Source organism: Streptomyces sp. NBC_00557, from assembly GCF_036345995.1.
GTDB lineage: Bacteria > Actinomycetota > Actinomycetes > Streptomycetales > Streptomycetaceae > Streptomyces.
In genome coordinates, this window is the sequence record NZ_CP107796.1 from 3246080 (window position 1) to 3269500 (window position 23421).

The 23421-nt window shown below is 72.5% G+C and carries 18 protein-coding genes and 1 riboswitch; of the genes, 7 read left to right on the plus strand and 11 right to left on the minus strand.

Features of this window, described 5'->3' with window-relative positions; all coding sequences use genetic code 11:
* Positions 1-36: 36 nt before the first annotated feature.
* Complete coding sequence (gene pcrA, locus OG956_RS13635; RefSeq protein ID WP_330338253.1) at positions 37-2517, minus strand: DNA helicase PcrA; 2481 nt, start codon at positions 2515-2517, stop codon at positions 37-39.
* A 210-nt stretch (positions 2518-2727) separates the two neighbouring features.
* Positions 2728-2896: riboswitch (cyclic di-AMP (ydaO/yuaA leader) on the plus strand.
* 7 nt (positions 2897-2903) lie between these two features.
* Between pcrA and OG956_RS13640 the strand changes: the two genes are divergently transcribed.
* Positions 2904-4049: a C40 family peptidase gene (locus OG956_RS13640; RefSeq protein WP_330338254.1), complete on the plus strand. Its 1146-nt coding sequence runs from the start codon at positions 2904-2906 to the stop codon at positions 4047-4049.
* A 313-nt stretch (positions 4050-4362) separates the two neighbouring features.
* A complete protein-coding gene (locus OG956_RS13645) occupies positions 4363-5352 on the plus strand; it encodes a tellurite resistance/C4-dicarboxylate transporter family protein (RefSeq protein ID WP_330338255.1) in 990 nt (329 codons plus the stop codon).
* On the opposite strand, the gene OG956_RS13650 is transcribed toward OG956_RS13645, so the two are convergent.
* A complete protein-coding gene (locus OG956_RS13650; RefSeq protein WP_330338256.1) occupies positions 5330-5683 on the minus strand; it encodes a hypothetical protein in 354 nt (117 codons plus the stop codon). The genes OG956_RS13645 and OG956_RS13650 overlap by 23 nt on opposite strands.
* Positions 5684-6111: 428 nt before the next feature.
* Here OG956_RS13650 and OG956_RS13655 point away from each other — a divergent pair, with 428 nt between their 5' ends.
* Complete coding sequence (locus tag OG956_RS13655) at positions 6112-7179, plus strand: C40 family peptidase (RefSeq protein ID WP_330338257.1); 1068 nt, start codon at positions 6112-6114, stop codon at positions 7177-7179.
* Positions 7180-7207: 28 nt separating this feature from the next.
* On the opposite strand, the gene OG956_RS13660 is transcribed toward OG956_RS13655, so the two are convergent.
* Together OG956_RS13660 and OG956_RS13665 are read right to left on the minus strand one after the other, a co-directional pair.
* Positions 7208-7951, minus strand: a complete 744-nt coding sequence (locus tag OG956_RS13660) for a response regulator transcription factor (RefSeq protein WP_330338258.1) — start codon at positions 7949-7951, stop codon at positions 7208-7210.
* Positions 7948-9270: an ATP-binding protein gene (locus tag OG956_RS13665; RefSeq protein WP_443065558.1), complete on the minus strand. Its 1323-nt coding sequence runs from the start codon at positions 9268-9270 to the stop codon at positions 7948-7950. Before OG956_RS13665 ends, OG956_RS13660 begins: the two co-directional genes overlap by 4 nt.
* 174 nt (positions 9271-9444) lie before the next feature.
* Here OG956_RS13665 and OG956_RS13670 point away from each other — a divergent pair, with 174 nt between their 5' ends.
* Positions 9445-10923: a PspC domain-containing protein gene (locus tag OG956_RS13670; protein WP_330338260.1), complete on the plus strand. Its 1479-nt coding sequence runs from the start codon at positions 9445-9447 to the stop codon at positions 10921-10923.
* On the plus strand, positions 10910-11119 hold the full coding sequence (locus OG956_RS13675; protein ID WP_330338261.1) for a hypothetical protein: 210 nt from the start codon (positions 10910-10912) through the stop codon (positions 11117-11119). The genes OG956_RS13670 and OG956_RS13675 overlap by 14 nt, the downstream gene beginning before the upstream one ends.
* A 363-nt stretch (positions 11120-11482) precedes the next feature.
* Here OG956_RS13675 and OG956_RS13680 read toward each other — a convergent pair whose 3' ends face one another.
* The 3 genes from OG956_RS13680 to OG956_RS13690 all read right to left on the minus strand — a co-directional run bounded on the left by OG956_RS13680 (position 11483) and on the right by OG956_RS13690 (position 14654).
* Positions 11483-12007, minus strand: coding sequence for a DoxX family membrane protein (locus OG956_RS13680; protein WP_330338262.1), 525 nt, complete (start codon positions 12005-12007; stop codon positions 11483-11485).
* Positions 12008-12215: 208 nt separating this feature from the next.
* A complete protein-coding gene (locus tag OG956_RS13685) occupies positions 12216-13493 on the minus strand; it encodes a hypothetical protein (RefSeq protein ID WP_330338263.1) in 1278 nt (425 codons plus the stop codon).
* Positions 13494-13859: 366 nt separating this feature from the next.
* Positions 13860-14654 (minus strand): class II aldolase/adducin family protein, encoded by a 795-nt coding sequence (locus OG956_RS13690; RefSeq protein ID WP_330338264.1) that lies wholly within the window; start codon positions 14652-14654, stop codon positions 13860-13862.
* Between the two features lie 139 nt (positions 14655-14793).
* Between OG956_RS13690 and OG956_RS13695 the strand changes: the two genes are divergently transcribed.
* Entirely contained in the window at positions 14794-15267 is a 474-nt protein-coding gene (locus OG956_RS13695; RefSeq protein WP_330338265.1) for a pyridoxamine 5'-phosphate oxidase family protein, read from the plus strand.
* Positions 15268-15284: 17 nt separating this feature from the next.
* Here the strand turns inward: OG956_RS13695 and guaA are convergent, their stop codons facing one another.
* On the minus strand, positions 15285-16865 hold the full coding sequence (gene guaA / locus OG956_RS13700; RefSeq protein ID WP_330338266.1) for a glutamine-hydrolyzing GMP synthase: 1581 nt from the start codon (positions 16863-16865) through the stop codon (positions 15285-15287).
* A gap of 485 nt (positions 16866-17350) precedes the next feature.
* Here guaA and OG956_RS13705 point away from each other — a divergent pair, with 485 nt between their 5' ends.
* On the plus strand, positions 17351-17626 hold the full coding sequence (locus tag OG956_RS13705; RefSeq protein WP_330338267.1) for a chorismate mutase: 276 nt from the start codon (positions 17351-17353) through the stop codon (positions 17624-17626).
* 734 nt (positions 17627-18360) lie between these two features.
* On the opposite strand, the gene OG956_RS13710 is transcribed toward OG956_RS13705, so the two are convergent.
* The 3 genes from OG956_RS13710 to OG956_RS13720 form a co-directional block, all read right to left on the minus strand.
* Entirely contained in the window at positions 18361-20181 is a 1821-nt protein-coding gene (locus OG956_RS13710) for a GMC family oxidoreductase (RefSeq protein WP_330338268.1), read from the minus strand.
* Between the two features lie 142 nt (positions 20182-20323).
* On the minus strand, positions 20324-21937 hold the full coding sequence (locus OG956_RS13715) for a succinic semialdehyde dehydrogenase (RefSeq protein ID WP_330338269.1): 1614 nt from the start codon (positions 21935-21937) through the stop codon (positions 20324-20326).
* A 136-nt stretch (positions 21938-22073) separates the two neighbouring features.
* The gene (locus OG956_RS13720; protein WP_330338270.1) at positions 22074-23306 is read right to left on the minus strand and encodes a serine/threonine-protein kinase; all 1233 of its coding nucleotides are present in this window, start codon (positions 23304-23306) and stop codon (positions 22074-22076) included.
* Positions 23307-23421 lie beyond the last annotated feature (115 nt).

A 23421-nucleotide genomic window follows, 5' to 3' on the forward strand; every position in this document is an offset into this window, starting at 1 on the left:
GGCGAGCCCCGCCCGACCGGCGGGGCTCACGCGTGTCTAGAGCTTCTCCACCGGCGCGTACCGCAGCAGCAGCCGCTTGGGCTTGGCGTCACCGAAGTCGATCGTCGCCTCGGCGTTCGCGCCCGTACCCTTCACGGCGACGACCGTGCCGAGCCCGAACTGGTCGTGCGTGACCCGGTCGCCGACGGCCAGCGCGACCACCGGCTTCTCCGCGGTGCGCCGGGTGGCGAACCCGGACGCGCCCGACGCGGACGAACGCGAGCGGGACGAGGACAGCGAGGCCGCGATCCCGGCGGCCGGGCCGGAGGACACCGGCGCCGCCGCTCCTGTCCGCTTCCAGTCCACATGGGTGGCCGGGATCTCCTCCAGGAAGCGGGAGGGCGGGTTGTACGACGGCTGCCCCCAGGCGCTGCGCATCGCCGAGCGCGTGAGGTAGAGCCGCTCACGCGCGCGCGTGATGCCGACGTACGCCAGGCGGCGCTCCTCCTCCAGCTCCTTGGTCTGGCCGAGGGCGCGCATGTGCGGGAAGACGCCGTCCTCCATGCCGGTGAGGAAGACGACCGGGAACTCCAGGCCCTTGGCGGTGTGCAGGGTCATCAGGGTGATGACGCCCTCGCCCTCTTCGCCGTCCGGGATCTGGTCGGAGTCGGCGACCAGGGCCACCTGCTCGAGGAAGTCGGCGAGTGTGCCGGCCTCTCCCTCGCCGCGCTCCTGCTCGAACTCCAGGGCCACGGCCGCGAGTTCCTGGAGGTTCTCGATGCGGGTCTCGTCCTGCGGGTCGGTGGAGGCCTGCAACTCGGCGAGATAGCCGGTGCGTTCGAGCACGGCTTCCAGGACGGTCGCGGGACCGGCGCCGGACTCCACGATCGTGCGCAGGTCTTCCATGAGCGTGTTGAACCGCTTCACGGCGTTCGTGGAGCGTGCGGCCATGCCGTACGCCTCGTCGACGCGCTTGAGCGCCTGCGGGAAGCTGATCTTCTCGCGCTGGGCGAGGGCGTCGATCATCGCCTCGGCGCGCTCGCCGATGCCCCGCTTGGGCACGTTCAGGATGCGGCGCAGCGGCACCGAGTCCTCGGGGTTGGCGAGGACGCGCAGGTAGGCGAGGACGTCCCGGACCTCCTTGCGCTCGTAGAAGCGGACGCCGCCGACGACCTTGTAGGGCAGGCCGACGCGGATGAAGACCTCTTCGAAGACACGGGACTGGGCGTTGGTCCGGTAGAAGACGGCGACATCGCCGGCCTTCGCCTCGCCCGCGTCGACCAGGCGGTCTATCTCGTCGGCGACGAACTGCGCCTCGTCGTGCTCGTTGTCGGCGACGTAGCCGGTGATGCGGGCGCCCTGGCCGGCGTTGGTCCACAGGTTCTTCGGGCGGCGGGACTCGTTGCGCTCGATGACCGCGTTGGCGGCGGACAGGATGGTCTGCGTGGAGCGGTAGTTCTGCTCCAGCAGGATCGTCGTCGCGTTCGGGTAGTCCTCCTCGAACTGGAGGATGTTGCGGATCGTGGCGCCGCGGAAGGCGTAGATCGACTGGTCCGCGTCACCGACGACGCACAGCTCGGCGGGCGGGATGTCGTACTCGCCGGGCGGGGTGTCCTCGTCGTGCTCGCCCGTACCCACCAGCTCGCGGACGAGGGCGTACTGGGCGTGGTTGGTGTCCTGGTACTCGTCGACCAGGACATGGCGGAAGCGGCGGCGGTAGTGCTCGGCCACGTCCGGGAAGGCGCGCAGCAGGTTGACCGTCGTCATGATCAGGTCGTCGAAGTCGAGCGCGTTCGCCTCGCGCAGCCGCGACTGGTAGAGCGCGTAGGCCTGGGCGAGGGTCTTCTCGAAGCCGTCGGTGGCCTGGGCGGCGAAGTCCTCCTCGTCGATCAGCTCGTTCTTCAGGTTGCTGATCTTCGCGCTGAACGACTTCGGCGGGAAGCGCTTGGGGTCGAGGTCCAGGTCGCGGCAGACCAGGGCCATCAGGCGCTTGCTGTCAGCGGCGTCGTAGATGGAGAAGCTGGAGGTGAAGCCGAGCTTCTTGCTCTCGCGGCGCAGGATGCGCACGCAGGCGCTGTGGAAGGTCATCACCCACATCGCGTTCGCGCGCGGGCCGACGAGCTGCTCGACGCGCTCCTTCATCTCGCCCGCGGCCTTGTTGGTGAAGGTGATCGCGAGGATCTGGCCCGGGTGCACGTGCCGCTCGGCGAGCAGGTAGGCGATGCGGTGGGTCAGGACGCGGGTCTTGCCGGAGCCGGCGCCGGCGACGATGAGCAGCGGGGAGCCGGAGTGCACGACGGCGGCGCGCTGGTTGTCGTTCAGCCCCTCCAGCAGGGCCGCCGAGTCGAGGGCGGGGCGCGGGGCGCCGTCGCGGTAGTGGGTGTCCCGGTCCGGCGGCGCGTCGAACTTCCCGCCGAACAGATCGTCCGGAACCGGCTCCGGAGCGTGATCGTCCTCGGGCGGCGGCGGGGGCTCCTCCTCGTGCCCGCGAGGGGCCTGGAGGTCCGCCAGGAAGCTGTCGTCAAAGAGGCTGCTCATCGCTCTACGAGTCTAGGGCGCGCCACCGACAACTGGTCGCCGTCCCGTAAAGACGACGGTCACAGGCGGTACGACATGTCCCTCACGCTGCGGAATCACCCGATGACGGGGCGGCGATCCCGGCGGCGGATCACAAAAATGTATCGGACATATCACGCACCAACCTTCACAGTAGTCACACGAGTTGGCTAGGTTGCCGTCAGGCCGCGTGCGCGGCCTCCGCCGAGTCCGGCGCGCCCCTCGGCGCGCGGAGCCGGGGACCCAACCGATCCCGGGGTGAATCGGCCGACTCCCGAGGGGACGACGCCGTAGGGCAACCCTTCCGAACCACCGCCCGAACCCGACAGCTAACCCGGTAGGCGGCCCATTGGAAGGAGTCGCCTCCCTTGGCGTCGCACCGCAAGCCGCGCCCCGGCGGGACCTCTGGCGCGGGCCTCCGCACCCCCGCCCTCGCCACCGCCGCCCTCACCTCCATGGCCGTGTTCTCGCAGACCGCCGAGGCCGCCCCGAGAACCGATCACGCCAAGCCCAGCCTGGAGGAGGTCGAGAAGAAGGTCGACGACCTCTACCGCCAGGCGGAGTCGGCGACCGAGAAGTACAACGCGGCCAAGGAGCGGACCGGCAGGCAGCGGGGACGCGTCGACGCCCTGCGCGACGAGCTCGCCCGGCGCACCGAGCGCCTCAACAAGGCACGCGAGGAGCTGGGTTCCTTCGCCGCCGCCCAGTACCGCACCGGCGCCGCCGCTCCCGGCACGGCCACCTTCCTGCTCGCGAACGACCCGCAGGACTACTTCGACCAGAGCCAGCTGATGAACCGGCTGACCTCACGGGAGAAGCGCGCGGTCGACGCCTACATCGGCGAGCAGGCCGCGACCATGAAGGAGCGGCGGCAGGCCTCCGACAGCCTGCGCACGCTGGACGCGTCACAGCGCGATCTGCGCACCGCCAAGGCCACCGTGCAGCGGAAACTGGCCTCCGCGCGCGAGCTGCTGGCCACGCTGACGGCCCAGGAGAAGGCCCGGCTGGCCGCCATCGAGCGGGAGAAGCAGCAGGAGGCGGCCCGCAGGGCGGCGGAGCTGGCGAAGCAGCAGGCGGCCCGGCAGCAGGCCGACTCGTCCTCGTCCACGGCGTCCGCCTCCGGCTCGGCGGGGTCCACGGCGTCCAGCTCGTACGACACGAAGGCCGAGAAGGCGTTGGCCTTCGCCCGCGCGCAGCTCGGCAAGCCCTATGTGTGGGGCGCCACCGGCCCGGACTCCTACGACTGCTCGGGCCTCACCCAGGCCGCCTGGAAGGCCGCCGGCGTCACGCTTCCGCGCACCACGTACGACCAGGTCGGCGCGGGTACCACGGTCTCGCTGGCCGATGCCCGGCCGGGTGACCTGATCTTCTTCTACGACGACATCAGCCACGTCGGCGTCTACATAGGCAACGGCATGATGATCCACGCCCCGAAGCCGGGCGCGTACGTCCGCGAGGAGTCCATCTACTACGGCGGCGAGTCGATCATCCACAGCGTGGTCCGCCCCGGCTGACCGGGCCGGCCGGGCTCACCGCACGCGCGCGTACGGGCGTTTTCGGATGCCCACACGTGCGTCGGGCGTTTTGCGATGCCTACGTGCGCATACAGGCGTTTTCCGACGCCCACGCGCGCGTACAGGCGTTTTGCGATACCCACGCGTGTGTGTACGGGACATTCCATCCACGCGCGCGGCCGGTGTCTTCACCTGCACGCGCGGGTGGCCCGGGTTGTCGCCTCCACGCGCGGTGCGCGCGCGTGCCGGCTTTCCCCTTCACGCGCGCGTGCCCTTGCCGAACCGGAGCGCGACGCCTCCCTAGCATCGGCACATGCCCGGCATCTCAGGTCTGCGTGCGTGGTGGGCGGAGCGGTCCCCCGCGGCCGGGTCCGCGGTGATGGCGACCGGCATCCTGTCGATCGGCCTGCATCTGACCGGTGCCGAGACCGTGTCCCGGGCGGTGTTGGCGCTGGCCTGGGTCGCCTGGATCGCGCTGGCCGCCGCCTTCGTGCTGCGGCTGGTCGCCGAGCCGCGGCACTGGATGGCCGAGGCGGAGAGTCCGGGCGCGCTCACCTCCGTCGCCGCGACCACGGTGCTCGGCACCCGGATGTCGGCCGCGGGCGCCCGGACCACCGCCGAGGCCCTGCTGGCCCTCGCCGCGCTGCTCTGCCCGGTGCTGCTGTTCCTGGTCGTACGGCGCTGGGGGCGGCGCATGCCGGGCTCGGTGTTCCTGTGCTGTGTGGCCACGCAGGGGCTCGCCGTACTGGCCGCGACCCTGGCCGCGGCCGAGCGCACGGCCTGGCCGGCGCACACGGCGCTGGTGGTGTTCTGGCTGGGTCTGGTGCTCTACGGCGCCGCACTGACCCGCTTCGACGGACGGCAGGTGCTTCAGGGGGCGGGCGACCACTGGATCGCGGGCGGTGCACTCGGGATCTCGGCGCTGGCCGGAGCGAGACTGCTCATGGCCGGGGACACGGGCCTGTACCTCTGGAACGCCGACGACCGCGGCGTGCTGCGCACCGTGACCGTGGTCCTGCTGGTGCTGGATCTGGCCTGGTACGCCGTGCTGGTGGCCGCCGAGGCGGTGCGGCCCCGGCGCGGCTGTCACCTGCTGCGCTGGGCGACGGTGTTCCCGATGGGGATGACGGCGGTGGCCGTGCTGTCCGTCGCGAGCGCGGTCGGCGTCACCTGGCTCACCTGGCCGGGACGGTTGCTGCTGTGGGTTGCGGTGGCGGCGTGGCTCGTGGTCGCCGCCGGTGCGCTGCTCGCGGCCCGTGGCGCCGGCGGCGGGACGAGCGTCAGGTCCACAGGACGGCGATGAAGACGTTCGCCGCGGTAAGGGCGCCGACCAGGCCGAACACTCCCTTGTCGACCCGCTCCTCGTCGCGCTTCACATAGACCAGGCCGAGAATCACGATCAGCAGCGCCAGCTTGACGCCGATCTTGATGGTGTTGACGTGATGGTCGTCGGCCTGGTTGAGACCGACCAGGGCCACGCCGGTGACCAGCATGGTCAGCGCCCCGTGCAGCATCCCGGGCACGAACCGGGCCGTGCCCTGGCCCATCGCCTTCATCTGAGTGAGAAAACCGCCGAGCAGTGCGGCGATGCCGATGATGTGCAGGCCGACGAAGAGATGGATGAGTGCGTCCATGGGCCGGAGCCTAGCCAGGGGCGCCGAAGCGTCCTGTCACCGGCCCCCGGCTCGAGCGACCGGACGCCGCCTGAACGATCTTGCATATATGCGCCCCATAGCACCCCACGGCTCCCGTCCGTCCCGCTTTCCGCGCTTCGGTCACCACGCTGCGTGAAGGCGACCGGCGCGGCACGACGATGCGGTCACATACGGTCACTTCCCGGTCCGCCGGGACCAGTTCCGTACACCGCGTTACCAACTCGTCACAGACAGGCCTAGCGTCCTCCTCCAGGTGACCGACACCCCACCGCCGCCCGGGCCAGGGGCGGCCGTCGGCCACCACCGCCGAGAAGGGTCCGGCGGTGGCCCGCTCCCCCTGTACGGGCCGCCGCCGGACGCACGGTCCCTCGGTCCTGCGAGTCGTACGGAAGGACGTGACGGTCCAGGTGGCAGCGCATCGCAAGCCCCGGCAACGCTCGATCGGGGGCCATACGGCCCGGACGGCCGCCACCCTCGCCCTGGCCGGCGCGGCCACCGCGACGGGGTTCGACGGCACCGGACACGCCGAGCCGCAGCTGACGCCGGCCCAGGTGAAGGCCAAGGTCGACAAGCTGTACCAGGAGGCGGAGGCCGCGACCGAGAAGTACGACGGCGCGAAGGAGCAGGCGGACGCCGCGCAGCGGCGGCTGAACGCGCTGCGCGACGAGACCGCGCGCAAGCAGCAGAAGCTCAACGCGGCCCGGGACGCGCTCGGTTCGATCGCGGCGGCGCAGTACCGCGAGGGCGGATTCGCTCCGGCCTGGCAGCTGGCCCTGTCCGGCGACCCCGACCGGTACCTGGACAACGCCGCGTTCGCGGAGCGGGCCGGTGACCGCGAGTCCGCCGCCGTGTCCCGGGTGCGCGAACAGCTGCGGGAGATCGAGCAGTTGCGCGGCGCCGCCCGCGTCGAGCTGGCGTCGCTGCGGTCCCGGCAGGCCGAGCTGCGGCGGCAGAAGAAGACCGTCACCGGCAGGCTGGCGGAGGCCCGGCGGCTGCTGGCACGCCTGAGTCCGCGGGAGCGCACCGAGGTCACCGGCGCGGGCGGCACCACGCCGGGGCGCGCCTCCCGCTCGGCTTCGGGCGCCCGGGACGCGCTGGAACAGGCCGGGTCGGCCGCGGCGCCGAACGCGCGCGCCGCCGAGGCCATCGCCTACGCCTACGCCAAGCTCGGCAGCCCCTATGTGTGGGGCGCGGCCGGCCCGAACGCCTTCGACTGCTCGGGCCTGGTCCAGGCCGCCTACCGCTCCGCCGGCATCTCCCTGCCCCGCACCACCTACGCCCAGATCAACGCGGGCCGACGCGTCTCCCGCTCCGAACTCCGTCCGGGCGACCTGGTGTTCTACTACTCCGGGATCAGCCACGTCGGCATCTATGTGGGCAACGGGCAGATCATCCACGCCCCGAACCCCTCGGCGCCGGTCCGGCTCGCCCCGGTCGACCTGATGCCGTTCGCGGGGGCGACCCGGGTGGCCTGAGGGCGACCCTGTAGGGGGCCCGGCGAGGTCAGACCAGCCGGCGGGCCGTCGCCCAGCGGGTCAGCTCGTGCCGGTTGGACAGCTGGAGCTTGCGCAGCACCGCCGAGACATGGGACTCGACCGTCTTCACGGAGATGAACAGCTGCTTGGCGATCTCCTTGTAGGCGTAGCCACGGGCGATCAGCCGCAGCACCTCCCGCTCGCGCTGGGTGAGGCGGTCCAGGTCCTCGTCCACGGGCGGGGCGTCGGTGGAGGCGAAGGCGTCCAGGACGAACCCGGCCAGCCGCGGGGAGAAGACGGCGTCGCCCTCCTGCACCCGGAAGATGGAGTCGACCAGGTCGGTGCCGGTGATGGTCTTGGTGACATAGCCGCGGGCGCCGCCGCGGATCACCCCGATCACGTCCTCCGCCGCGTCCGACACCGACAGCGCGAGGAAGCGGACCGGCCGTTCGGGGTCCGCCATCAACGGCGCGCACCGGCGCAGCACTTCCACCCCGCCGCCGCCCGGCAGATGGACGTCGAGCAGGACCACCTCGGGCCGGGTCGCGGTGATGACCGTGACCGCCTGGTCGACGTCCGCGGCCTCGCCGACCACCTCGACGCCGGTCTCGGCGGTCTGCCCGATCTCGGCCTGGACGCCGGTGCGGAACATCCGGTGGTCGTCCACCAGCACCACCCGCACGCGCCGTCCGCCCGCGCCGCCGTCGGCAGCCCCGGTCCCGGGCGCCCCGGGGGTTCCCGCCGTGCCGTTCGCCTCGGTCGCGTCGCTCATGACGTCTTCTCCGCCCTCTCCATCTCCAGCTCGACCTCCGTGCCGCCGCCCGGCACCGGCCGCAGCCGGGCCGTGCCGCCGTTGCGCTCCATGCGGCCGATGATCGATTCTCTGACGCCCATGCGGTCGGCGGGTATCGAGTCGAGATCGAAGCCGGGACCCCGGTCGCGCACGGACACGAAGACCGTCCTCCCCTCGACTTCGGCATACACCTGTACGGCGCCGCCCTCGCCACCGTACTTGGCGGCGTTCACCATCGCCTCGCGCGCCGCCTGCATCTGCGCGCCGGTCCTCTCGTCCAGCGGGCAGTCGCCGACCACGACGACCTCGATGGGCACGCCGTGCTTGTCCTCCACCTCGGCGGCGTTGCGCCGCACCGCCTCGGCGACCGTGTCCGGCTCGTCGGCCTCGTCCTTGCCGGTGCCCTCCGGCTTGTACAGCCAGGTGCGCAGATCGCGCTCCTGGGCGCGGGCGAGGCGGCGCACCTCGTTCGCGTTGTCGGCGTTGCGCTGGATCAGGGTCAGGGTGTGCAGCACCGAGTCGTGCACATGCGCGGCGACCTCCGCGCGCTCCTGGGCGCGGATGCGCATCAGACGTTCCTCGGAGAGGTCCTGGGTCATCCGGACCAGATACGGACCGGCGAGCAGGGTGATGCCGACGAGGACGGCGAGCGCGGCCTGGAGGACGGCGCCGAGGTGGGCGGCCGAGCCCTGGAGCCAGAACACGGCGGAGACGCCGGCCGTGACGAGGACGACGCCGGCGGCCGCGCGCACCAGGGTGAGGGTGCGCCGCCGCCGGCCGACCTCGACCCAGCGGGCCCGGCGGGCGTTGTCCGCCTGACGCCAGACGAGGGCGACACCGGCCGCCACGAGGACGGCGGGCAGCAGATACGCCTTGGCCGCGCTGGTCAGGTTCACGCTGCCCACGAACACGATGGACACGATGACCATCAGCAGCAGCGCGACGATCTGCCCGCGGTCCGGCTTGCGGGCCACGAGCCTGCGCCGTCCGCCGGCCACGGTCTCCGCGGCTGCCGGCGGCTTGTGGGCACCGACGCCGCCGACGCCGAGCGGGACGAAGAACCAGAACGCCGCGTACAGCAACGCGCCCAGGCCGTTGGCCATGAAGAGGCCGACGAAGGCGAGCCGCACCCAGATCACGGGCAGTCCGAGATGCCCGGCGAGGCCCCGCGCCACTCCGCCGAGCCAGCGTCCGTCGCTGCTGCGGTAGAGCTTGCGCGGCGGCCGCGGGTCGTCGACTGGGAGGCTTGCGGCTTCCGGCATGCCAACGATGGTCACATGCCCGGCGGGGCCAGGCATCAGGGTCGGCCCCTAGACGCCCCTGATCTTCCTCGGGGCCGGGTCGGGGCACGTCCGCCGGGGCGGCCGGGCGCGGCTCGAACGGGTTCCCCGGACCGTCTCGGGGCCGATTTCAGGGTTCGCCCAGGGTCGTCCCGACTGCCGCGGCGCCGCCGCGCCCGTCACCATGGACGCATGACGGATCACGAGCACGCCGCGACGGGTCCGGGACCCGGCTCCGGCCCGCGCCCGGCCCCGGGCACCGGACCGACGGATGCCGCGTCCGCCGCGACGAGGACATCGGGAGCGGCCGGCGCCGGCCCACGCACCCACGCACCGCAGCAGGACAAGGACCAGGGCCGAGATCAGGATCAGGAGCGAACCGACACCGACGCCCCCGGGCGGTTCCGGCGCGACCACCGGCACAAGATGATCGCGGGCGTGTGCGCGGGTCTCGGCCGGCACACCGACATGGACCCGGTGATCTTCCGGATCACTCTGGCCGTGCTGTCCGCGACCGGTGGCATCGGCCTCATCTTCTACGGCTTCGCGTGGCTGCTGGTGCCGTACGAGGACGAGGAGGAGAACGAGGTCCGCAAGCTGCTGACCGGCCGGGTCGACGGCCAGGCGCTCGCCGCCGTGCTGTTCGCCCTGGTCGGCTGCGGAATCTTCCTGACCATGCTGAGAAACGGCGGGGTGCTGGCCTTCGCCGTGGTGCTCTCCCTGCTGCTGGCGGCCGCCGGGTACTGGTCGCGGCGCCGCGGCGCCCCCGACCCCGATCCGCTCGCCGCCCAGGCCGCCGCCGACGCGCCGCCGGAGGCACAGGCGCCGCCGGTCGTCGACATCTACCCCTCCTGGTGGCGGGACCCGATCGTCAAGGACGGCACGCATGTCGGCGGCACCGGCTATCTGTGGGGACCCGCCGACGCCCGCGCCCGGGATGTCACCTCGGTGCTCGACGTCGGCATCGCCACCCCTTGGACGCACCACGGCCACCAGGACTCGACACAGCCGAGGCCCCCGGCTCCCCCGAGACCGCGCGGCCCGCGCTGGATAGGCGGCTGGGTGTTCCTGCTCGCCCTGGTGGCGGGCGGCCTGGGCACCGGACTGACCTGGGACACGCACCCGCTGGGCACCAGTCTGCAGACCGGCCTGGCGTGCGCGCTGGCGGTGTTCGGCCTGGGCCTCGTGGTCAGCGCGTTCCTGGGGCGCACGGGAGCCGGGACGGTGTTGCTGGCGATCGTCACGGCGGCCCTGCTCGCCGGGACGGCGGCCCTGCCGAAGGACATCACCACCCACTGGAGAGACACCTCCTGGGCTCCCTCCGCGGCGGCACAGGTACGGCCGGCGTACGACCTCGGCACCGGCCGCGGGACGCTGGACCTGAGCCGGGTGCGTCCGGGCCGGGGCCGGACGGTCGCGACGGACGCCCATGTGGGCGCCGGGCAGTTGAAAGTGGTCGTGCCGGCGGACGCGATCGTGCGGATGAGCATCGAGGTGGGTGTCGGCGACATCCGGTTGCCGGGGGACAACAGGAAGGACGTGGACGTGCAGCCGCGCAGGCTCAGGAACGTGACGCTGACGCCGGCCAAGGGCGCCAAGGACACGGGCACGCTGGACCTCACGCTGAAGGTCGGTCTGGGACAGGTGGAGGTCAGCCGTGCTGCGTCATGACTTCCAGCCCGGGAAGCTGGTCGCCGGCCTGTTCCTCACCGCCACCGGCGTGGTCTACGCGGGGGACGCCGGCGGCCTGTGGGAGACGCCGTGGTTCGCGGTGGTTCCGCTGGTCGTGGGCGGCCTGTTCCTCGCCGGTGCGACAGCGGCGGTGGCCAGGGGCATACGCAGACGGGGCGACACCGAGAGCGGGTAGGCGGCCGGCCCGAGACCCGAGAACGCGAGGCGCGAGAACCCGAGGCCCGAGAACCCGAGCCCGAGGTGCGAGGTCCGATGGCTGTGCAGGGTGCTGGAGCCTCGACGGCGCGCTGCAACGGCGGGCGCCCAAGGCGCGGGGCGGTGTGCGGCCGCGCCGCAGCGAGGTACAGCCCACGGCGGCGCCGCTCTGCCCCGCGGGCTACTCCCGCCGACGACCCCGCGACCCCGCGACCACGGCGATCACGGCGACCGCGCCATGGGCCGGCGCCGGGATGGGCGGGCGGCGTGTCCGGCAGCGAGGGTGATGGGGCCGGAGCGGGCAGGCACGCCGGCGCTCAGCGGCCGCCCGGATACCCGGCGGTCAGTAGCCGCCCAGGTGCCGTCGGCGGCGGGCGCGCCAGGCAGCGTCCACCGAGAGATAGGGGGCACCGGCGAGGATCAGGGGAATCCAGGCCATGAAATACGCGAGGTCGTTGCCGTAGTAGTAGGGGGTCGTCGCCCAGCTGACCGTCATCCACAGGCTGAACGAGATCAGCGCTCCGCCGAGCGCGGACAGCCGGCCGAGCAGACCGAGCAGCGTGCCGATGCCGACGGCCAGTTCACCGAGGGCGATGGCGTAGCCGAAGCCGACCGGGGCCTTCAGCGCCAGGTCGACCAGGGCCGGGATGGCGGCGGAGTCGCGGGCCGAACGCATGGTTTCGCCGATGGATCCGGCACCGCCGGACTTCAGGAAGGAGCTGCTGGTGAGTTTGTCCAGGCTCGCGTAGATGAAGGTGACGCCGAGGAAGATCCGCAGCGGGAGGAGGGCGTAGTGGGTGGCTGTGTCACGCAGGCCGCGGCCGTTCAGCCGGTCCATGTCGGTGTCCGTCCGCATACTGTGAGTCATCGTCGCCCGCCGCCTCTCGCCTGCCGTGCCGCCCCTCACTTGACCATACGTACGACGACGCGGCGCAGTTCAATCCGAACCCGGGCGTTTTTCCGGATATCGGCTCCTCTGAGGAAGGGGCGCCGAAGGGAGAAGGGAGGCATCGGACACCGCTTCCGTCACCCAGCCGCCCCGTCCACCCCATCACCCCGTCAACCCCGTCCCCCCGTCACTCCGTCACCTGAACAATGCACCGGTTGCTGGCCACCCCCGCCGCCGTGACCACCTGTACCTCCACCGCGCCGGGTTCGACCTCGGCCGGGACGGGGACGGTGAGGACGGTGTCGGTGGGGTTGCGGAAGCCGCCGGTGACGGGGACCAGGGGGACATGGACGTCGACGGTGCCGATGCGGACCACCATGCGGGAGAGCCGGTCGGCGCTGTGGGCGCCGGGCGGCACGAAGCCGGCGCCGCGGATCTCGATGTCGTCGCCGGTGCGGATCGGCCCGTCCAGGTCGCCGGGTTCGCGGGCGCGCACGACGGAGAGGATCACCGGGCGGCCGCCCTCGGCGTACTTGCCGGCCAGGTAGGTCGCGGCCGAGATCAGCACCACCACGCCCAGCCCCCAGGGCAGGTCGGGCAGCTGGTCGGGGCGGCGGGCCAGCCGTACGGCGGCGAACAGCAGGGCGACGGCGCTGATCGCGACGTACTGGATGTCGGTGAAGGCGCCCCGGCCGGAGTCGTCGGTGAGCAGGTCGGCGGCGCGCGGCCGGTGTGCCGGGAGCTTCTGCAGCCGCTGGGCCTGGATGCGCAGGCCGACCACCCGGCGGACCAGAACGGCGATGCCGCACACCACGGCGAGGACGGTCACCACGCCCGCGCCGCGCGCGAGGCCGAGGCCCGAGATCAGCGCGTCGCGTTCGGCGTGGTCGGAGGCGGCGGCCAGCCGGGCGGCCAGCAGCAGGACGGAGTACCCGACGAACAGCACCCAGCAGGCGGCGACGGTACGGGAGGTGGACATGCGGTTGTCCTCGCCGATCACCGGGGCCAGCGCCCCGCCACGGGACCGGTGGAACCAGGAGGCGGCAGTGAGCACGCCGGCGACGACCAGCGCGGCGGCCAGGGCCGCGGTGCGGGCGCCCGACCAGCCGCCGCCCGCGGTGAGCACCTCGCCGAGCAGCAGTGCGAGGACCGCGCCCCACACGACGTACACCGTGCGCAGCCACAGCCGGGCGAGCCAGGCCTCGCCCTGGGCGCGGCCGCGTTCGGCGACGGCCTCCGCGCGCTGGGTCAGTTCCTCGGAGACCCACTGGCGGGACGCCGAGGCCGAGTGCGCCACCGCCGCGGGCAGGCCCTGCCCGGCTGCGAACTCGTCGCGTCGGCGCAGGAACGCGGCGACGGCCCTCCGGTGTCCCTCCCGGACGCCGTGCGGACAGTCCCCGCAGGTGCAGCCGCCCTCGTGGACACCCTCGGTGTCCATGCCCTGTCTCGCGTCCTGCACCGCCACGACCGGCGCCCGCCTTCCCCACAACCGTCCGGCACGGCCGGCGGGCCCTCGGTGGAGGATCCGGCCGCCCGTGCGACTCCCCTGCGCTGAGAGCGCATTGTGCCCTACGGCGGGCGCGCACGGCGTCCGGGCCGGGTCACGGCGGGTGAAGTGCGGGCCGCCGTGTTGACCCGGCCGCGGGATGTTCCGTATGGCCGAGATCATCCGGCGGGACGGGACCCGGGCCTTCGACGGCACCCCGGTGCGCATCGACTGGGCCGAGAGCTCGGACCGGTTCAGCCGAGACCTCGGACCGGTTCAAGCGAGCGAACGGCCCGCGGAGCATCGCGAGGTGCCGAGGGGGGTTCGAGTGCGCGCGCCGGGGGTTCAGCTGAGCAGGTCCGGTTCGCTGCGGCTGATGTCCTGCCACAGGGGCTGGTAGTTGATCCAGGCCACCAGGTCGCCGCCGAGCTGTTCCCGGGTGGCGACGGCCAGCTTGTGGTCGATGAGGACGGGGCGGCCGGCCGCCTTCGCCGTCAGCTGCACCTGGCAGGAGCGCTCCATGGACAGGAACCACCAGGCGGCGGCGTCCACCGAGTCGCCGACGGTGAGCAGCCCGTGGTTGCGCAGCACGAGCGCCTTGCGGGAGCCGAGCGCCCCGGCGATCCGGCGGCCCTCCTCGACGTCGACGGTGACGCCGGAGTAGGCGTCGTAGAGGGCCACGTCCTCGTAGAAGGCACAGCTCTCCTGGGTGATGGGGTCGATCAGCTCGCCGAGGGCGGCGAGGGCGCGGCCGTGCACGGAGTGGCAGTGGGCGACGGCGACGACGTCCGGGCGTGCGGCGTGCACCTGGGCGTGCACGGTGAAGGCGGCCTGGTTGACGTGGTAGCGGCCCTCGACGACCTGCCCGTCCTGGTTGGCGAGGACGAGATCGCTGACGGTGACGTGCCGGAACGGCATTCCGAACGGGTTGACCCAGAAGCATTCGGAGAACTCCGGGTCGCGGGCGGTGATGTGCCCGGAGACCCCGTCCTCGAGCCCGGCCCGCCCGAAGATCCGCAGGGCGCCGGCGAGCCGCTCCTTGCGGTGCCGGCGCTCGTCCTCGACCGACTCGAACATCGGCGGCATGGCGAACCGCAGCTGGTCGGTGGGCAGCGGCAGGGGCGGGTTGGGCCCGTGCATAGGTCCTCCAGCGCTGGAATTGCTGTACGCGCCGGAAGTTACCGTCGGTCAGCGCAAAAGGGCAGGTCTCTTTTGTAAAGATGACGTACGCGACGAATACACGACAGGGGATGTCCGGTTTGCCGTGGACACTGCTCCCATGATTCCTGCGAACTGGGCGTTCTTCACCACCGTCGAACCCGAGCTGGCCGCGTTCGTCGAGCAGCGCTTCCGCGCGTTCCGCCACCACGTCCTCGCCACCCTCCGCAAGGACGGCTCGCCGCGCACCAGTGGCCTGGAGGCCGACTTCCGCGACGGCGAGCTGTGGCTGGGCATGATGGCGGACTCGCTCAAGGCCCTCGACCTGCGCCGCGATCCGCGCTTCGCGCTGCAGGCGAACCCGGGCGAGGGCACGGACATGGGCGGCGGTGACGTACGGATCGCGGGGCGGGCGCTCGAGGTCGAGGGCGAGCGGAAGTCCGGTTATGCGAAAGAGGTGGAACCGCCGGAGCCGTTCCACCTCTTCCGTGCCGAGCTGACGGAGGTCGTGCGGACCCGCGTCGAGAACGACCGGTATCTGGTCGTCCAGGTCTGGACGCCCGGCGAGCCCCTGCGCACGATCAGGCGCACCTGATCACACGCGCCCGGGGCCTACTCCCACTCGATGGTCCCCGGCGGCTTGGAGGTCACGTCGAGGACGACGCGGTTGACGTCGCGGACCTCGTTGGTGATCCGGGTCGAGATGCGGGCCAGGACGTCGTACGGCAGCCGGGACCAGTCGGCGGTCATGGCGTCCTCGGAGGACACCGGGCGCAGCACGATCGGGTGGCCGTAGGTGCGGCCGTCGCCCTGGACGCCGACCGAGCGGACGTCGGCGAGCAGGACCACCGGGCACTGCCAGATGTCCCGGTCGAGGCCGGCCGCGGTCAGCTCCTCGCGGGCGATCGCGTCGGCCTCCCGCAGGAGGTCCAGGCGCTCCTTGGTGACCTCGCCGACGATGCGGATACCGAGGCCCGGGCCCGGGAACGGCTGGCGCTGGACGATCTCCTCCGGCAGGCCCAGTTCCTGGCCGACCATCCGGACCTCGTCCTTGAACAGCTTGCGCAGCGGCTCGATCAGCTTGAACTCGAGGTCCTCGGGCAGGCCGCCGACGTTGTGGTGCGACTTGATGTTGGCGGTGCCGGTGCCGCCGCCGGACTCGACCACGTCCGGGTAGAGGGTGCCCTGGACCAGGAACTCCACGGCCGGGCCCTCGTCGGCGATGATGTCCGCCTGCGCCTGCTCGAAGACGCGGATGAACTCACGGCCGATGATCTTGCGCTTCTCCTCGGGGTCCGAGACGCCCTTGAGGGCGGTCAGGAAGCGCTCCTCGGCGTCCACGACGACCAGCTTGACGCCGGTCGCGGCCACGAAGTCCTTCTCGACCTGCTCGGTCTCGCCCTTGCGCATCAGGCCGTGGTCGACGTACACGCAGGTCAGCTGGTCGCCGATGGCGCGCGCGACGAGCGCGGCGGCCACGGCGGAGTCGACGCCGCCGGACAGGCCGCAGATGGCGCGCTTGTCGCCGACCTGCGCGCGGATGGCCTCGACCTGCTCCTCGATCACGTTGCCCGTGGTCCAGGTCGGCTTCAGGCCCGCGCCGCGGTACAGGAAGTGCTCCAGCACCTGCTGGCCGTGCGTGGAGTGCATGACCTCGGGGTGGTACTGGACGCCGTACAGCTTCTTCTCGTCGTTCTCGAAGGCGGCGACCGGGACGACGTCCGTGGACGCGGTGACGGTGAAGCCCTCGGGGGCGGCGGAGCAGGCGTCGCCGTGCGACATCCACACGTGCTGCTCGGCCGGGGTGCCCTCGAAGAGGGTGGAGGACGTCTTGGAGACGTGCAGGTCGGTACGGCCGTACTCGCGGGCGCCGGTGTTGTCGACCGTGCCGCCGAGGGCCTGGGCCATCAGCTGGAAGCCGTAGCACATGCCGAAGACGGGGACGCCGGCCTCGAAGATCTCGCGGTCGAGGCGGGGAGCGCCCTCCTCGTACACGGACGAGGGGCCGCCGGAGAGGATGATCGCCGCGGGCTTCTTGGCGAGCATCTCCTTCACCAGCATGGTGCTCGGCACGATCTCGCTGTAGACCCGCGCCTCGCGGACGCGACGGGCGATGAGCTGGGCGTACTGCGCGCCGAAGTCGACGACCAGGACGGTGTCCGGGGTGGCGGCAGTGGGAGTCGCTGATGACACGGGGTGCCTTCTGGTGGTCGGGCGGGGGTCTGTGCTAACGAGTTTAGCGGGGCGGCCGGGGAAGCCTTTCCCTGGACTTCGACGCGCACCAGGACGCCGGGATATACGACACCGGCCGGGACGCCGGACCCCGGTGCCGGGCCATGACGCCGGGACTACGCCACCGGCCCGGACGCCGGACCTCGGCGCCGAGGGCCCGCACGTCGGGCTTGGGCACAGGCCCGGCCTTCGGACTCGCGCACCGGCCCGGACGCCGGACGACGGCACAGGCCCGGGCGTCGCCGTGGCATACTTTGCCCATGCTTCAGCACACGACCTTCGTCTTTACCTATGGCAACCGGCCCGCCGGCTGCCATGGTCGTGCTGCTTGAGCGAACAGCCAAGCGACTTCCCAGGCGCCCCGGGCCGACAAGGCCCGGGGCGCCTGTCGTTTCCGGGTCCTGCCGTTCCGGGGCGTCACCGCCACCTTCACCAGGAGCCCCGACATGACCACCACGACCCCGGAAGAGACCGCTACTCCGGAGCAGACCATCGCCGGCGCCCGTGAGCGCATCGACGTGCTCGACGACCGGATCATCGGTCTCATCCAGGAGCGGATGGCCGTCTCCGCCGTCGTCCAGCAGACCCGCATCGCCGCCGGCGGACGCCGGGTGAACCTCTCCCGCGAGATGGAGATCCTCGGCCGCTACCGGGAGGCCCTGGGCAAGCCGGGCACGACCCTCGCCATGACCCTGCTGGAGCTGTGCCGGGGCCGCATCTGAGCCGGATCGCAGCTGTATCCGACCCGCATCCAGGCTCCGGGTCGCACCCGAGTTCGAGCGCCGCCTCACCCGTACGGCGCGTGACCGGCCGCCGCGGCGCTTCGTTGAGCGGGGTGTCCGTGCCAGCCAGGGGCGGGCCCGACAGATCCACGCGTGGCTCGCTGGAGCGATGAGGCGTACGGGTCGTGCCGTACGCCGTGGGACCTCGCTCCAGGGGAGTGACCGGACGGCAGGGGACAGCAGCCCGGTCACCCAGAGAACGGCCGGCTCCGGGGACGCCCGGGGCCGGCCGGCGGAAAACCGCACAGACGCACCAGTACCGGGGCACCGCCGGGTCCCCGCGACGGCCACGGCACTGCTGCACCGTCCGCCCGCCTCCCCGGGGGCGGGACCAATGAACCAGCGGCGCATCCCCCCGGCGCCGCCCCCGAGGCACCGGCGCTGCCCTGACGCCGGTGCTGACCATCAGAAGGGCCCCGCGGTCTCTCCGTCCCGCGGGGCCCTTCGTCATGCCGCGGCCCTCCGGTGCGGTGACGGCCGCCTCGCGTGCCTGTGACTCACGCCACACGAATATTCCGTGTGCTGGGGCAACCCTTCGCGGCCCTCGCTGATCAAACCTGCCGAATCAACAATTCGGCCGGATCTCGAGTGAGACCGGACCGGATCGACAGACCGGCAAGAGGGACCTGCCTTCGGAGGGGGAGGCAGGTCCCTCTGCCTCTTCTGCACACTCGTCACTTCTTCGCTTCTTCGCTCTTCGGCGGTACGGCCGGCATCCCCAGGAACGGCAGCCGGAGCGCGCCGAACGCCTCCGCCGGAACCGCCGGGGCCTGCGGCTCCACCGGCTTCAGCCGCTCGTACGCCGCGCCCTGCGCGGGCCGCGGGTCCTCCTCCCCCTTGTTCGGCCAGAAGGACATCGCGCGCTCCGCCTGCGCGGTGATCGTCAGCGACGGGTTCACGCCCAGGTTCGCCGAGACGGCGGCGCCGTCCACGACGGAGATGCCGGGGTGGCCGTACAGCCGGTGGTACGGGTCGATCACGCCGGTCTCCGGGGAGTCGCCGATGGGGCAGCCGCCGAGGAAGTGCGCGGTGAGCGGGGTGCCCATCAGCTCGCCGATGTTGCTGCCGGCGAAGCCGTTGATCTCGGCGGCGAGCGCGGAGGCGGCCTCGGTCGCGGCCTTGATCTGCTTGGGGTTGGGGGCGCCGTGGCCCTGGCGGGCGGTCAGCAGGCCCTTGCCGACGCCGTCCGGCTTCAGGTACGTCGTCAGGGAGTTGTCCAGCGACTGCATGACCAGGCCGATGATGGTCCGCTCGGACCAGCGCCGGTTGGACAGGGAGCGCAGGACCAGCAGCGGGTGCCGGGCCGCGTTCGCCAGCCAGGCCAGCGCGCGGGAGGAGCCCTCGGCGTAGGGCACCTGGAGGATCGACAGACCGCCCATGGAGTTCGAGCCCTTGCCGTAGCGGACCGGCTCGATGTGGGTGTTCTCGTCGGGGTGGATGGACGACGTGATCGCGACGCCGCGCGTGAAGTCGGCCCTCGGCTCGCCGGTCGCCTTGCGGTAGCGGCGGTTGTCGGTCTGCGCGCCGACCAGCGCCTCGGAGTTGGTGCGGGTCAGGTCGCCGAGCCGCGGGGAGAGGTACGGCAGCTGGCCGCCCGCCTTCATCCGGTGCAGCAGGGTCTGCGTGCCGTAGGTGCCCGCCGCGAGGACCACCCGGCGCGCGGTGAAGAGCCGGCCCTCGCCCTTCTTCCTCCGGTCCGTCGGCAGGGTCGCCACGGCGTACCCGCCCCGCGAGTCGTCCGTGACGGACACCACCGTCGTCATGGGGTGGACCACCGCGCCCGCCTTCTCGGCGAGGTGGAGGTAGTTCTCGTTCAGGGTGTTCTTCGCGCCGTGCCGGCAGCCGGTCATGCACTCGCCGCACTCGATACAGGCGTTGCGGGCCGGGCCCGCGCCGCCGAAGTACGGGTCGTTCACCTGCTCGCCGGGCCGGGCCTTCGTCTTGCCGTCCGCGTCCTTGCCGTCGCCGAAGAAGACGCCGACCGGGGCGAGATGGAAGGTGTCGCCGACGCCCATCCGCTCGGCCGCCGCCTTCAGGTGCACGTCGGAGGGCGTCATCGTCGGGTTGATCCGTACGCCGAGCATGCGCTGGGCCTGGTCGTAGTACGGCTTCAGCTCCTCCTGCCAGTCGGTGATGTCCCGCCACTGGGGGTCGTCGAAGAAGGCCTTCGGCGGGACGTAGAGGGTGTTGGCGTAGTTGAGCGAGCCGCCGCCGACGCCCGCGCCGGCCAGCACCATCACGTTGCCCAGCAGATGGATGCGCTGGATGCCGAACATGCCGAGCTTCGGGGCCCACAGGTAGTTCTTCAGGTCCCACGAGTTCTTCGGCAGGGAGTCGCGGGTGAAACGGCGGCCCGCTTCGAGCACGCCGACCCGGTATCCCTTCTCGGTCAGGCGCAGGGCGGACACCGAACCGCCGAACCCCGAACCGACCACGATGACGTCGTAGTCGTACCCGTCCTCGTCCCGGGTCTGGACAGACTTCTCCTGCGACACGTGCTCTCCTCGTTGAGAACGGGGGTTTTCCAAAGGGGGGTTGGCGGACAGGGGACTTCCGGCGGAAGCCGGCCTCCCAGCGGATGCCGGCCTCCCAGCGGATGCGGAACCCGGACTTCCGGGGGATGCGGAGCCGGGGCCTCTAGCGGAAGCGGAACGCCTTCATCAGCCGCAGACTCGTGCTCATGAACCGGGCGTAGCCCTCGTCCGTCATGCCCAGGGAGGGCGCCATCGGCAGCAGCCGCTGCTGGGCCACCGTCTGAGCCTCCGTGTACTTGAGGATGCCCTCGGAGCCGTGGCGGCGGCCGAGGCCGGAGTCCTTCATGCCGCCCATCGGGGACTGCACGCTGCCGTAGGCGGGCGCGTAGCCCTCGTTGACGTTGACCGTGCCGGTGCGCAGCCGGGCGGCGATCTCCCGGCCGCGCCGGGCGTTGTTCGTCCAGACGGAGGCGTTGAGGCCGTACGGCGTGGCGTTGGCGCGCTCGACCGCCTCGTCGTCGCTCTTGAAGCGGTAGACGGAGACGACCGGCCCGAAGGTCTCCTCCTCGCAGACGGACATGGAGCTGTCGACGCCGTCGAGGATGGTGGGCTCGAAGAAGTACGGGCCGATGTCCGGCCGGGACACCCCGCCCGCGATCACCTTCGCCCCCTTGGCGACGGCCTCCTCGACGTGCCGCTGGACGGTCTTCAGCTGGCGCTCGCCGACCAGCGAGCCCATGTCGGCGCCGTAGGCGAGGCAGTTGCCGAGCCGCATGGCCTTCGTGCGGGCGGCGAAGCGCTCCAGGAAGGCGTCGGCGACCGACTCGTGGACGTAGAGCCGCTCGATGGAGATGCAGAGCTGTCCGGCGGAGGAGAAGCAGGCGCGTACGGCGCCGGCGGCGGCCTTCTCGATGTCGGCGTCGTCGAGGACGAGCATGGCGTTCTTGCCGCCGAGTTCGAGGGAGACGCCGACCAGGCGGGCCGCCGCGCCCTGCGCGACCTCGCGTCCTGTGCGGGTGGAGCCGGTGAAGGAGACGTAGTCGGCGTGCTTGACGACCTCGGGGCCGACGACCGGGCCGTCGCCCAGCACCACCTGGAAGACGCCCTCGGGCAGTCCGGCCTCGATCAGCAGGTCGCGCGCCCACAGCGCGGTCAGGCAGGTCTCGGTGTCCGGCTTCATCACGACCGCGTTGCCGGCCACGAAAGCGGGCAGTGCGTCACCGACGGACAGCTCCAGCGGGTAGTTCCACGGGGCGATCTGACCCACGACGCCGCGCGGGTGACGGATCTCGGTGACCTTCGTGAGCGTGGGGACGGCGCCGGTGTGCCGCTTGGGCCGCAGGTAGGCGGGGGCCTTGCGGCCGTAGTGGCGGGCCGCGACGGCGACGGCCTGCACCTCCTCGTGGGCGTGCAGCCGGGCCTTGCCGGTCTCCAGCTGGATCAGGTCGAGCACCTCGGCCTGCCGCTCGAGCACCAGGTCGTGGAAGCGCAGCAGGACGGCGGCCCGCTGCCGTACCGGGGTCTTCTCCCACACGGCCTGGGCGGCGCGGGCGGCCTCGAAGGCCTTCTGTACGTCGTCGGGGGTGGACTCGGGCAGGTCGGCCAGCTTCTCGCCGGTGAACGGGGTGTGGTTGGCGGTCCGGCCGGAGCCGGTGACGCCCTTGGTGAGCTGGGCCACCAGTTCCGGGGTGACCACGTCGGCGGCGGTGCGCACGCCTTCGGGCGCGGGCGCGAGCGGGTTGGTGCCGGTGCTGTCCGGGGCCTGCGTGTCCGTCATGACGCGCAGGGTATGCCGCGTCACCGCCTTTGTGTACCCGTCGGTAACGGGGATTCACCGACTGCTCACACGCTGCCAGTGATCACTGGCGGCGAATGTGCTGATCAGGGCGTTGGCGCGGCGACCGGCAGAAGGATCAGTCGAGTCCGGCTTTTCTCGCGAGGAGCATCCCGAGGGTGGTGCGAGGGCTACGGCGGCGGGGCGCGGGCGACGGGGCGGAGGCCGGCGCGGCCTCCCGCGACCCGTCCGGCCCGGGGCCGGGAGCGGCCACCGCGGGCTGGCCGGCGGGGGCGGGGGCCGATGGGTGGGCGGGGCCGGGGGCGGGGGCCGACGGGTGGTCGGAACCCGGCTCGGGGGCCAATGAGTGGTCAGGGCCCGTGGCCGGGGCCGCCCGGAGGCCGGGGGCGGGGGCCGCCGGGTGACCGGAGGCGGGGGCCGCCGGGTGGTCGGGGCCGGGTGCGGGGGCGGGGCCGGGTGCGGGGGCCGACGAGTGGCTGGGGGCCGGGGCCGATCGGTGGCCGGAGGCGAGAGGTGCCGTGGCGGGCGGAGAGGACGTCGTGGTCGGGGCGGTTCCCGTGGGCATCGCGTGCGCGGGGTGCGGTACGGCGTCCGCCGGGTCGTCGGGCGTGCCCTCGAGGTACGCCCGCAGTGCCGCCGTCACCTCCTCCGCACCCGGCCGCGCCTGGGGCTCGTCGGCGTGCAGCCGGTCCAGCAGGGGGCCCAGCGGGCCGGGGTCCGTGTCCGCGAGGGCGGCGCGCAGCAGGGCGCCGAGGGACCACAGGTCGGAGGCGGGCCCGGCGCCGGGCCCGGCGGCCCGCTCGGGGGCGACGAAACCGGCGGGCGCGTCGTCCGGGTGCCCGTCGCCGGTGCCGAAGTCGGTGACGACCACCCGCCCGGTGCCGGACTCCAGCAGCACGTTGGCCGGTTTGACGTCCCGGTGCACGATCCCGACGGCATGGGCGGCGCGCAGCGCGCCGAGGACGGCGAGCCCGATCCGGGCGGCCTCCGGGGCCGGGAGCGGGCCGCGCCGCAGGACCTCCCGCAGCGACTCCCCCTCCACCAACTCCATGACGATCCAGGGGACATGGCCCTCGGTGACGACGTCGTACACCGTGACGGCGGAGGGGTGGCGCACCCGGGCGGCGGCGCGGGCCTCGCGGTAGAGGCGGTGCGCGATGCGGCGGCTGTCCTCGTCGTCGGCCGGATCGCCGGGCAGCGACGGCTCCTTGAGGGCGACGTGGACGCCCTCGTGCTGTACGTCGTGGGCCCGCCAGACCGTTCCGGTGGGACCGGAGCCGAGGCGTCCGGCCAGCCGGTAGCGGCCCCCGATCAGTCGTGCGTCGGGCGGGTGTTCGCCGTCTCCACTCATGTCACATGAGTACCGTGGGCACCATGCCCTTGTCGAAGGGGGACACGGCCGGCCCGACAAGTCCGGCCGCCGCGGGTCACAGCCTGTCGATGTCCGGGTTCGCGATCGCCGCCCC

Bases quoted from the DNA above. Each gene is read 5' to 3' on its own strand.
- pcrA (WP_330338253.1), bottom strand. From the start codon at position 2,517: ATGAGCAGCCTCTTTGACGACAGCTTCCTGGCGGACCTCCAGGCCCCT.
- OG956_RS13645 (WP_330338255.1), top strand. From the start codon at position 4,363: ATGCCCGGCATCTCAGGTCTGCGTGCGTGGTGGGCGGAGCGGTCCCCC.
- OG956_RS13650 (WP_330338256.1), bottom strand. From the start codon at position 5,683: ATGGACGCACTCATCCATCTCTTCGTCGGCCTGCACATCATCGGCATC.
- OG956_RS13660 (WP_330338258.1), bottom strand. From the start codon at position 7,951: ATGAGCGACGCGACCGAGGCGAACGGCACGGCGGGAACCCCCGGGGCG.
- OG956_RS13665 (WP_443065558.1), bottom strand. From the start codon at position 9,270: ATGCCTGGCCCCGCCGGGCATGTGACCATCGTTGGCATGCCGGAAGCC.
- OG956_RS13670 (WP_330338260.1), top strand. From the start codon at position 9,445: ATGACGGATCACGAGCACGCCGCGACGGGTCCGGGACCCGGCTCCGGC.
- OG956_RS13680 (WP_330338262.1), bottom strand. From the start codon at position 12,007: ATGACTCACAGTATGCGGACGGACACCGACATGGACCGGCTGAACGGC.
- OG956_RS13690 (WP_330338264.1), bottom strand. From the start codon at position 14,654: ATGCACGGGCCCAACCCGCCCCTGCCGCTGCCCACCGACCAGCTGCGG.
- OG956_RS13695 (WP_330338265.1), top strand. From the start codon at position 14,794: ATGATTCCTGCGAACTGGGCGTTCTTCACCACCGTCGAACCCGAGCTG.
- OG956_RS13705 (WP_330338267.1), top strand. From the start codon at position 17,351: ATGACCACCACGACCCCGGAAGAGACCGCTACTCCGGAGCAGACCATC.
- OG956_RS13715 (WP_330338269.1), bottom strand. From the start codon at position 21,937: ATGACGGACACGCAGGCCCCGGACAGCACCGGCACCAACCCGCTCGCG.
- OG956_RS13720 (WP_330338270.1), bottom strand. From the start codon at position 23,306: ATGAGTGGAGACGGCGAACACCCGCCCGACGCACGACTGATCGGGGGC.